Consider the following 10,143-nt stretch of genomic DNA (forward strand, 5'->3'; position numbering starts at 1 on the left):
TATTAAATATTTTTGAGCTTCATGGGAACAATGGTGCTGATGCCCTTCTCTTCCATTGTAACACCATATAAAATATCTGCAATCTCCATGGTAGGTTTCCGGTGAGTAATCATCATAAATTGTGTATCTTCTAAGTTCTGGATATAGTCCACATATCGGTCGATATTTGCATCGTCCAAGGCTGCATCAATTTCATCCAGAACACAAAATGGAGCTGGTCGATATTTTAATAGGGCGAAAATTAAAGCAACTGCTGTAAGAGACCGTTCCCCTCCTGATAAGAGAGAGAGGGATTGAAGCTTTTTACCTGGCGGTTGGGCTTTTATTTCAATGCCCGCTTCTAAAACAGGTCCTTCCTCTAGGTCAATATTGGCTGTTCCTCCCCGAAAAAGTTGTTTAAATATTAGGCTAAAATGTTCGGTAATCTCCTTGAAGCTTTTCAAAAAGACCTGGCGCATTTTGCGATCTAAATTCTCAATCACCTGGTCAAGTTCCTCTTTTGCCTCAATTAAATCACTCTTTTGTTTTTCCTGAAAATCAATCCGTTCTTTTAACTCTTTGTATTCATCAACGACTCGCTCATTCAAGGGGCCAAACTCTTCAATTTTCTTATTCAATTTAGAAAGTTCCCTGGCAATAGTCTTCGAGCTTTCTTGGACTTCCTTGTCAAATAAAGCGTCTTTTATTATACCATATCTTTCCACAAATCGATCTTCCAGATTAGCATATTCTATATCTAGCTTTTCCAAAGAAAACTCTCTTTTTTGGATTTCTTCTCCCTTTTCTTGCTGGTCTTCTTTTAAGGCTAGAATCTCTTGATTTAAATTACTAGCTTTTTGGCTCAAGGCAGATAGAAGGTCTTTTTTTGCTTGTAGGGCTTGTTTTTTTGCCTCTAAGTCTTTTTCTCCCAAGCCATAATTCTCATCCCAGGCCAGGAGTTTTTCCTCAACCAGGGCCTGTAGCTTTTCATTTTCTTCCATCCGTCTTTTGGCAGAATCTAAAGATTGATTTATTTTTTCCTGGTCTCCCAGCAACCTCTTGCCTTCATTAGCTTGAAAGTCCATGGTGGACTTAAGGGCTGTTGCTTGGAGACGCATTTGCAATAATTTTTCATTTTCTTCTTCTAGTTCAAGAGATACCTGGTTCTTTTCTTTTTGAATTTCTTCCAAGTCCTGGCTAAGATTTGATCGATTTTGATCTTGCTCCTGGTCTAAGTGGTAGGATTCTAGTTCTGAAATTTTAGTTTTTAGGTCTGCCTCCATTTGACCAATTTCATCTTGGTAGCGATTCTTTTGCTGTCCTTGTAGGTCCATATTTTGCTTCAAGGAATAAACTTTTTGCCTTAGATTTAAAATTTTATCATTGGCCTCAGAAAGCCCTTGACTCCCTTGTCTATAACTGGTATCCAATTGGTCTTTTTCTTCTTGCTTTTCCTTTAATAGGCTTCCTTTTTCCTGGAGAGCTTGATTAATTTCTTGAATAGCTTGATTTTTTTCTTGGATTTTTTTCTTTTGGTTTAAGATTTGGACAGAGCCCTTTTGGATGGATCCCCCTGTAATTGACCCTTTGGGGTGAAAGAGGTCTCCTTTAAGACTGATAATTTTTTTCCGGTAATTTCGGCTTAAAAAAAGACCATCATCATAGGATTCAACAAATAAAATATCCCCCAACAACTGGTGGAAGAGGTTCTTTAGAGAATCATCACATGAAATAAAGTCTCTGGCATAGCCAATACTTTCCTTAGGAGCCTTCCCAGAAATCCTGTAAGCTCCATATCGGTTCAAGGGAAGAAAAGTCACCCGCCCTAGAGACCTATCTTTTAAAAGTCGAATCATGTCTTTTACCTGACTATCATTAGCCACTACAATATTTTGTAGGGCATAGCCCAGGGCCACCGACATAGCCAACTCATATTTTTTATCCACTTGAAATAAGTTGGCTAGGGGGCCTAAGATTTGTCCTTGGAAAAGACCTTGGTCCTTAGATATTTTTAAAAAACTTTTGACAGACCGATTGAATCCATCATAATGATCCAGAGTGTTTTGTAGAAAGGCTTGACTCCGTAAAAGTTCATTCCGGTCCAAGTCCATTTTTCTTAAGCTTTCAGATACTTCCTTAATGACTTCTTCATTTTCAAGTAAGGCCTGTCTTGTTTTTTCTAAAGCCTGGCCTTGGTCCTTGGATCGAAGGGTGATTTCTTGGATTTCTTGGTCGGCTTCTTGAATTTGACCCTTTAAATAGTCTATTTCCCTATCCATTTGATTAGAAAGACTATTTAATTTTTCAAGTCTGGCTTGACCTTCCCGGATCATCCCCTCCATGGATTGGATTCTAAGGTCTCTGGACAGTTTGGATTGGTTTTCACTTTCTAAAGAGCCCTTTACCTGGTTTTCTTTTTGGACCAGGTTATTTAAAAGAGCCTTTTTCTCATTAACTAGGTTTTTTTGTCCTAGGAGTTTTTCTTCCAGGTCTTTTTCTTCCTGGCGACTCTTTTCTTGGTCTTCCTGGTTTGTCTGTAGATTTTCTTGGTTTTCCAGTAGACTCGCCTGTAAATCTGTTATGTTATTTTTATCAAAATCCAAAGAGGCCTGGATGGACCGTTTTTGATCCTCATAGCGGTCTCTTTTTTCCTCAAAGCGAACCCACTCTTCAATGGCCTCTTGCAATTTTTCCTGGTCTTGGTCCAGGTCTTTTTCTTTTTCCTCTAGCTCTTGGCTAATTTCTTGGTAAGATAGGGTCTTATTGGCCAGGTCATCTTTAAGTTGGTCCATTTCCCCTGATAGTTCTTGGATAAGCTCTTGGACCTTAGCTTTCCGCCCTTGAAAGTTTTGGTACTCTAAAACAAAAAAATCCTCATCTAAAGATTTCCTTTTTTCGTAGACTTCCTTGTAGTCATAATATTTTTTTAGGTCATCAGACAAAGAAGCTTCTTGTTTTTTTAAAACAGTTAAGAGGTCCTGGATTCGCTCTAAATTGTCCAGGGTTTCTTGTAATTTTTTTATGGATTCATTTTTTCTCTTTTTAAACTTGGTAATTCCAGCAGCTTCTTCAAAAACCATCCGTCTATCTTCTGGTTTATTGCTTAAAACTGCATCGATTCTCCCTTGACCTATAAAGGAGTAGCCATCTTTCCCAATTCCAGTATCCATAAAAAGTTCTTGGATATCCTTTAGCCGACAAGTCTCTTGGTTGATGCGATACTCACTTTCCCCGGACCGATACATCCTTCTTTGAACGGTAACTTCATTATAGGGAATATCCAGCCATTTAGATGTATTGTCAAAAGTCAGGCTGACATCTGCAATGCCTAGGGCCTTTCTTTGGTGAGTTCCGGAAAAAATTACATCTGCCATCTTTGACCCTCTTAGACTCTTTACCCGCGTTTCTCCCAAGGCCCAGGTGATTGCATCTAAAATATTGCTTTTACCACTCCCATTAGGACCTACAATAGCCGTAATAGGTTCAGTAAAATTAATTTTTGTTTTTTTTGCAAAGCTCTTAAAGCCTTGTAATTCAATAGATTTTAAATACATTCTCTTCATCTCCAAGATCAATTTCCTGATCTTCTGTCCTTAGGATTATCCGTTTTTCTTCTTGCTTGGTAAATTGAATTGGACCAAAGTCCTCTTCTAGTTTCTTCCGTCCCCAGGCCTTAAGACCTACTATATTTGCAACCATTCTTTTTGAAGCAAGAATTTCTTCTAGTCTATGTATTTCTCGCCTAGCTAAAAAACTGCTAATTTGATCTACAAAGGCCCGACTTTTAACCATTTGTCCCAGGGATGGATGAAAGGGCCCAGCCAATAGGTCTCCTTGAAAGTTTATCCGATCTGTAGCTTGTAGACCAATCCGAATTACATCAATCCCCTCTTTCCGATATCTTCTATAGGCATAGCTTGCCCATTCAAGAGCCTCTTCTAGGCTTAAGGGGGCATAGGATTTATTTTCATAGAGCCTTGCCAAGGGGGTTTCTTTCAAGACCAAGGTAGGATAAATTCGAACAAAATCTGGTTTCAGCCTACAAATCTTATCTACGCTGTCTTTAAAAGACTCCCAGTTCTCTGCCGGCAGACCCAACATTTGCTGGATTCCCAATTCTAAGTCCAAACTCTTAATAACTTCAACAGCTTCAACAACATCCTGGTCTGAATGCCCCCTAAGGGATTGGTCTAAAACCTTAGGGTCCATGGACTGGGCTCCCAGCTCAATGGTCCTTAAACCCATGGATTTCAAGTCCCCTATATGGTCCTGGTCAATGGCATCCGGTCGTGTACTTAGGCGGATGCTGTTGACCTCCTTGCCTAAATAAGCTTGGACTTGGTTAAAATAGGCAAATTGTAAGTCTCTGTCCAGAGCTGTAAAACTTCCCCCATAAAAGGCCACTTGAAAGTCTGTCATTTCTTGACTTGCCTTTTTAATTTCTTGTCCCGCTAGGTCTGGCGTCATTCCAGAACTTCCTGTAATTTCATTTTGATTGCAATAAACGCATTGTTGGGGGCACCCCTGAAAGCTAATAAATAAAGGTAGAATTCTATACTTGCTCATGTTTTTTCTTTAATCTTTCCAAAGCATCTTTGGCTGCCATTTGTGAAGCTTCCTTTTTACTGCCTCCAAAGCCCTGGCCAATAATCCGATTTCCATCTTTACAATAGGTGTAAAAAATACAATCCCAAGGTGGCCCCTGGGTTTTATAGACCTGGTAATTGATGCTGAGTTTATGGTACTTTTTTTGATAATACTCTTGAAGAGTAGACTTGTAATTTTTTTGACCTGTAAAAACGTCCTCGTCTTGAGAAAGGAGGGATTGATAGACATGGAGGATGACCTCCTTGGTCTCTTGGTAACCTGTTTCCAAAAAAATACTAGCAAAGATAGCTTCTACAACGTCCCCCCGCATAGACTCAGATACTTGGTTTTTATGATATTTTTGGGGTCTAAACTTGATGTAAGGGTCCAAGTCTAAGTAGAGGCCGATGGCATTTAAGGCATGCTCATCCACGTGTTGGGCCCTGAGCACCGTTAAATCCCCCTCATTTTTTGAAGGATATTTCTGGTAAAGATATTCGCTGACAACCATGTCCAGGAGGGCATCTCCCAGAAACTCTCTTCGGTCATAACTTTTCAACCCCTCTTCTTCATTAGCAAAAGAAGCATGCTGGAAAGCCTCCTCTATACTGGACTTATTTTTAAATTGATAGTTTAATTTCTTTTCCAGGCTTTCAAACTTATTCATCGAGGTCTTGGGCGTCTATATAGTCTATAACATCTCCAACAGTAGTAAGATTTTCTAAGACTTCATCTTCTAACTCAAGGTCAAACTCATCCTCTATGGTCATGACAAGTTCCAAAAGCTCAATGGAATCAACATTTAAATCATCGACAAAATTTGTGTCTTCATCTAAATCTTCCACTTTTACGTTAAACTGTTCTGCAATAATTTCAAGTATACGATCTTTCATCATTTCCTCCTAAGGTTAACATTCATCCACTAGTTTATGGTTAATCGCTTGGTCAATTTGTTTTAAAGAACTATAAATAGCCTTGGCGTTTGAACTGCCATGAGCTTTAAAGACTAGGCCCTTTATCCCTAAAAGAGGTACAGCCCCTACAGCCTTATAGTCAAAAAGGTCTTTTAATTGAATCATCTTTTCTGATAAAGGATTTTTTTCTTGAGACTCTGAGTCTTTTGGCAAAAAGTTCTTAAAATTAGAAAAGATAAATTCAGCAAATCCTTCCATAGTTTTTAAGAAAATGTTCCCCACAAAACCATCACAAACAATAACATCTGCATCTGTATTAAAAACATCCCTAGCTTCAATATTTCCTTTGAAGTTTAAATTGGGATCTTGGCTTAACCGCTCAAAGCTTTCCTTGGTTTGTTTGTTTCCCTTGCCTGGTTCCAAGCCAATATTTAAAAGATAGACCTTGGGCTGGTCTACAGAATAGACCTTTTGAACATAGTCTGCCCCCATTTTTGCAAAAGAATGGATAACATCTACAGAACAATCAACATTGGCTCCAGCGTCTAAAAGGCATACATGACCCTTGGCCTTAGGAATGGGTACTGGAAGACAGGCTCTTTCAACTCCGTCTTTACGACCAATTAAAAAAAGTCCACCAGCAAGAAGTCCACCTGTACTTCCTGCGCTTAAAACTGCATCTGCCTTACCTTCCTTTAACAGAGTCAAGGCCATAACTAAAGATGAATCTTTTTTCTTTCTTAAGGCTCTTGTAGGCTCCTCTGTATTTTCAATATAAGTATCTGTATGAATAATTTCATAATCCTTAAAAGAATACTTGACTAATTCTTCCTTAATTTGGTCTTCATTGCCTATAAAAATTGGGTAAAAGTCTTTTTCCGCTGCATATAAACTTGCACCTTCAATCATTACCCCAGGACCTAAATCAGGACCAAAACAATCTATGATTACTTTCATTTTCCACCTTCAATCTTTCCTTTTATTACTTAAAGATAGTTTATCTTAACTAGGAGGACTTTGCAATAAATAAGAAAACTTCTTTATAAAGATTCCAAAAAAAATACGAGCAGGTAACTTATGAAAAGACCCTTCCTTCTCTATAAGTTCCTTGCTCGTAGTTTTTCATCTACCTCAAGTCAAATGACTCTCGCCAAATCCTTAGTCTTCCATAGAAATAACTTCTTTACCATCATAATATCCACATTTAGGACAAATACGATGTGGTAGTTTGCTTTCATGGCAATTTGGACATTCAACAACTGTTGTCTTAGGTAGTTGGTAAGATGAAGCACGACGCTTATTACGACGTTGCTTAGACGTTTTTCTCTTAGGTACTGCCATTTCTACACCTCCTTATTCTTCGTCAAATAGACCTTGCAATGCTGCGAAACGAGGATCAATAGATTGATTGCTGCAGTTGCAATCTCCTTTATTTAAGTCGTTTCCACATATTGGACATAAACCCTTACAATCCTCCGAACAAAGCGGCTGAATCGGAAGTGATGTAATCACAATACTCATGGCTAATTCATCAAGATAAGAATCTCTTTTTTGCCAAACAATGACTTCATCTTCAGTTTGTCCACTATAAAGTTTAGCATCTTCTTCAGTTTCTGTAACAAGAAATTCCGAGGTCACAGAAACCTTATCCACCATTTCTTTTAAACAGCGACTGCAATTCGTTTGAACCGCATAGTTTACAGTTAAAATGAGAGTCCACACGTCATGTGCTGAGTACACATTGACCTCATAATGAATCGGAAAGATTATCGATAAATCATCGGTATCAATGGAATCGATACCCTTTAAAATCTCTGCCTTATAAGGTTGCCCTTCTAATGTTAGATCTTTTAATTTAGATAAGTCCATGATTCACCCCTCAAATATACATACAATTTATTATATGATGGATCTATCCAGATGTCAATAGTAAGTTGACTTACTTAGTTAATTCTAAAGTTTCCTTGGCAATCATTAATTCTTCATTGGTAGGAATTACAAAGATTGGACAAGAGGAATCATCAGTACTGATTAATTGAGCTTTACCTCGAACATTATTTCTTTCAGCATCAATCTTTAAGCCAAGATTTTTCAAGCCTGCAATAATGGATTCCCGCATAGAAATGGAGTTTTCTCCAACGCCAGCTGTAAAGACAATTCCATCTACATGGTCCATTGTTCCATAGTAAGCTCCAATGTATTTACGAACCTTTGCTTCAAAGATATCTAGAGCTAATTGAGCTCTATGTTCTGAACTTGCAGCATCTTCTAAGTCTCTAAAGTCACTGCTAACTCCACTAATGCCTAGAACACCTGATTTTTTGTTTAATAGGGTGTTCATGTCATTTGGATTCATGTTTTCCTTGTCCATGATAAATGGAATGATTGCTGGGTCTAGGTCTCCAGTACGGGTTCCCATAACTAGACCTTCCAAGGGAGTAAAGCCCATGGTTGTATCATAGCTTTTTCCATTTACAACAGAAGTAATACTTGATCCATTTCCTAAATGGCAAGTAATCAAATTCACTTGATCTGCAGGTTTGTTTAATAATTTAGCAGCTTCTTCTGTGATGAATTTATGGCTTGTTCCGTGGAAGCCATAGCGACGAATCTTATATTTTTGATAATATTCATAGGGAAGAGCATAGATGTAGTTCTTTTCAGGCATGGTTTGATGGAAAGCCGTATCGAAAACAGCTACTTGGGGAACTCCCTTCATAAGTTCACTACAAGCTTCAATTCCCATGATGTTTGGTGGGTTGTGAAGTGGTGCTACTTCCACATTGTCGTTAATAGCCTTCATAACTTGGTCATCAATAACAACTGAATCTGCGAAAGATTCTCCCCCATGGACAACCCGATGACCTACTGCTTGAATTTCATCCAAGGATGCAATTGCCCCATAGTTTTTATCTGTTAAAGAATTTAAAACTAATTCAAGAGCGCGTTTGTGATCTTTCATAGCTTCTTGAATCTTAACTTCTTCCTTACCAATAGTTTCATGTTTGATTTGAGAACCTTCAATACCAATTCGTTCTACTAAACCCTTGGCCAATACATTTTCATTTTTCATATCAATTAATTGATATTTTAAAGATGAACTTCCACAGTTAATTACTAAAATATTCATTCAATTCCTCCTAAATAAAGCTCATTACACTCGTACTATTATACCATTAACCCTTGGTTTTTATCAAGCAAAAAAGAAGAATCTCCGTTGCAATTCCAAGAATCATTGGATAAAATAGAAACAAAGAAAAAAGGAGCTTCCCATGATTATAGGTGTTATTGCAGAATACAATCCCTTTCACAATGGTCATTACTACCATCTTCAAAAATTAAAAAAAACCTATCCTGAGTCTAAAATTCTAATCTGTATGGTAGGCCACTTTAGCCAAAGGGGAGAACCCACCATTTTAGATAAATGGACCAGAGCAGGCTGCGCCATCCAAGCAGGAGCCGATATGGTCTTTGAATTGCCCTTCGCCTTGGCCACATCCAAGGCCGAAAGCTACGCCCAAGCTGGGACCCTTCTTTTAAAAAGTCTGGGAGCCCAATATCTCTCTTTTGGTAGTGAGTTTCCTGATCCTAAAAGCTATTTAAATCTGGCTAGAAAAATTATGAAGGCCAAAGAAGACCTCGACTTCCAAGGTCTTCTCAAACAGGCTTCTTTGCCAAGAGCCCTCCAGACTTGGATTGACCTGTCTAAAGAAGAACAAGCCATCCTTCAAAGTCCCAACGATATCCTGGCCTTGGAATACTGCCAGGCCATTCTCAACTTTGGGCTTGATTTAAATCTATTGCCAATTCCACGTCTCCACCAAGATAACCCCTACAAGATTTTCATCCATTCAGCAAGTCAACTCCGAAAATGGGCCCAAAGCCAGGACCAAGAAAAGGGAATTCAGTCTATGCCCTCTTTTTCCTACCTCCCTTACAAAGAAACTGATTTTTCCTATGAGGCTAAATTGAAACAGCTCTTTATCTACAACCACCACTTTCATCAAAGCCAAGGCCGCATCCTTCAAGACCCAGGCATCAACCACTACCTCTATAAAAATTGGGTGGTAGAAAATCGCCCCTTAAAAGATCTTTCGACTAAAAAATACACCCAGGCCCGTTTACAAAGAGACTTAGTCCATTTAGTTTTCGACCTTAGTTTAAAAGACCAAAAGGATCTTCTGACCCAGGTTCAAGACTACCATAGACTCTTAGCGGCTAGAAAAAATTCCCTGACCTATTTACGCCCCTACAAGCTTCAAACTAGGTTTGTCAAAGGCTTGGACTCCTCTCTTTCCAATATTTATCAAATGTCCTTAAAAGAAACCATCCTGAGAAATCTCTTATTAGAAAACCAGGCTCCTTCCGATTATACAAAAAGTCCCTTAATCCTATAAGAAAACCTCTTTACCAATTGTAGAGTGACCCCATAAAGTTGGACCTAATCGAGTAAGCATTTCGCTTACTCGATTTTGTTTTTACATAACATTCGTTCTATGCGGATTGCATGCGTTCACGGTATTGCTTTGGACTTAGACCTCCTAACTTTTCTTTGATTCGATCTTCGTTGTAGTAACGGATATATTGCTCAATTGCCTGCACCAGTTCTTCACGACTACGGTAATTGTGGCCATAGTAGATTTCTCTTTTCAATAGGCTAAAG

At 38.6% G+C, this 10,143-nt stretch carries 10 protein-coding genes; 1 reads left to right on the top strand and 9 read right to left on the bottom strand.

Annotated features, from left to right (window positions below):
- Nucleotides 1–2: 2 nt before the first annotated feature.
- The 8 genes from smc to CS898_RS08705 form a co-directional block, all read right to left on the bottom strand.
- The gene (gene smc, locus CS898_RS08670) at nt 3–3,533 is read right to left on the bottom strand and encodes a chromosome segregation protein SMC (protein ID WP_159459153.1); all 3,531 of its coding nucleotides are present in this window, start codon (nt 3,531–3,533) and stop codon (nt 3–5) included.
- Nucleotides 3,514–4,545 carry an elongator complex protein 3 gene (locus CS898_RS08675; protein ID WP_009431141.1) on the bottom strand — a complete coding sequence of 344 codons (1,032 nt, stop codon included), beginning with the start codon at nt 4,543–4,545 and terminating at the stop codon, nt 3,514–3,516. The genes smc and CS898_RS08675 overlap by 20 nt, the downstream gene beginning before the upstream one ends.
- Complete coding sequence (gene rnc / locus CS898_RS08680; RefSeq protein ID WP_099208841.1) at nt 4,532–5,233, bottom strand: ribonuclease III; 702 nt, start codon at nt 5,231–5,233, stop codon at nt 4,532–4,534. Before rnc ends, CS898_RS08675 begins: the two co-directional genes overlap by 14 nt.
- On the bottom strand, nt 5,226–5,459 hold the full coding sequence (locus tag CS898_RS08685) for an acyl carrier protein (RefSeq protein WP_009431737.1): 234 nt from the start codon (nt 5,457–5,459) through the stop codon (nt 5,226–5,228). Before CS898_RS08685 ends, rnc begins: the two co-directional genes overlap by 8 nt.
- 15 nt (nt 5,460–5,474) lie before the next feature.
- Nucleotides 5,475–6,437, bottom strand: coding sequence for a phosphate acyltransferase PlsX (gene plsX, locus CS898_RS08690; RefSeq protein WP_009430349.1), 963 nt, complete (start codon nt 6,435–6,437; stop codon nt 5,475–5,477).
- Between the two features lie 201 nt (nt 6,438–6,638).
- Nucleotides 6,639–6,821 carry a 50S ribosomal protein L32 gene (rpmF, locus tag CS898_RS08695; RefSeq protein ID WP_039880930.1) on the bottom strand — a complete coding sequence of 61 codons (183 nt, stop codon included), beginning with the start codon at nt 6,819–6,821 and terminating at the stop codon, nt 6,639–6,641.
- A gap of 12 nt (nt 6,822–6,833) precedes the next feature.
- Nucleotides 6,834–7,349: a YceD family protein gene (locus tag CS898_RS08700; RefSeq protein ID WP_009430298.1), complete on the bottom strand. Its 516-nt coding sequence runs from the start codon at nt 7,347–7,349 to the stop codon at nt 6,834–6,836.
- A gap of 70 nt (nt 7,350–7,419) precedes the next feature.
- Nucleotides 7,420–8,610, bottom strand: coding sequence for an acetate/propionate family kinase (locus CS898_RS08705; protein WP_009430827.1), 1,191 nt, complete (start codon nt 8,608–8,610; stop codon nt 7,420–7,422).
- Between the two features lie 142 nt (nt 8,611–8,752).
- On the opposite strand from CS898_RS08705, the gene CS898_RS08710 reads away from it, so the two are divergent.
- Complete coding sequence (locus CS898_RS08710) at nt 8,753–9,877, top strand: nucleotidyltransferase family protein (protein WP_099208842.1); 1,125 nt, start codon at nt 8,753–8,755, stop codon at nt 9,875–9,877.
- Between the two features lie 97 nt (nt 9,878–9,974).
- On the opposite strand, the gene CS898_RS08715 is transcribed toward CS898_RS08710, so the two are convergent.
- On the bottom strand, nt 9,975–10,143 hold a 169-nt coding region (locus tag CS898_RS08715; RefSeq protein ID WP_143614616.1), incomplete at its 5' end, for an IS3 family transposase.

The organism is Urinicoccus timonensis (assembly GCF_900232945.1).
GTDB classification, from domain to species: domain Bacteria; phylum Bacillota; class Clostridia; order Tissierellales; family Peptoniphilaceae; genus Urinicoccus; species Urinicoccus timonensis.

What these genes read in the sequence shown, in the direction of transcription:
- smc (WP_159459153.1), bottom strand. Translation starts at nt 3,533, where the DNA reads ATGTATTTAAAATCTATTGAATTACAAGGCTTTAAGAGCTTTGCAAAA.
- CS898_RS08675 (WP_009431141.1), bottom strand. Translation starts at nt 4,545, where the DNA reads ATGAGCAAGTATAGAATTCTACCTTTATTTATTAGCTTTCAGGGGTGC.
- rnc (WP_099208841.1), bottom strand. Translation starts at nt 5,233, where the DNA reads ATGAATAAGTTTGAAAGCCTGGAAAAGAAATTAAACTATCAATTTAAA.
- CS898_RS08685 (WP_009431737.1), bottom strand. Translation starts at nt 5,459, where the DNA reads ATGAAAGATCGTATACTTGAAATTATTGCAGAACAGTTTAACGTAAAA.
- plsX (WP_009430349.1), bottom strand. Translation starts at nt 6,437, where the DNA reads ATGAAAGTAATCATAGATTGTTTTGGTCCTGATTTAGGTCCTGGGGTA.
- rpmF (WP_039880930.1), bottom strand. Translation starts at nt 6,821, where the DNA reads ATGGCAGTACCTAAGAGAAAAACGTCTAAGCAACGTCGTAATAAGCGT.
- CS898_RS08700 (WP_009430298.1), bottom strand. Translation starts at nt 7,349, where the DNA reads ATGGACTTATCTAAATTAAAAGATCTAACATTAGAAGGGCAACCTTAT.
- CS898_RS08705 (WP_009430827.1), bottom strand. Translation starts at nt 8,610, where the DNA reads ATGAATATTTTAGTAATTAACTGTGGAAGTTCATCTTTAAAATATCAA.
- CS898_RS08710 (WP_099208842.1), top strand. Translation starts at nt 8,753, where the DNA reads ATGATTATAGGTGTTATTGCAGAATACAATCCCTTTCACAATGGTCAT.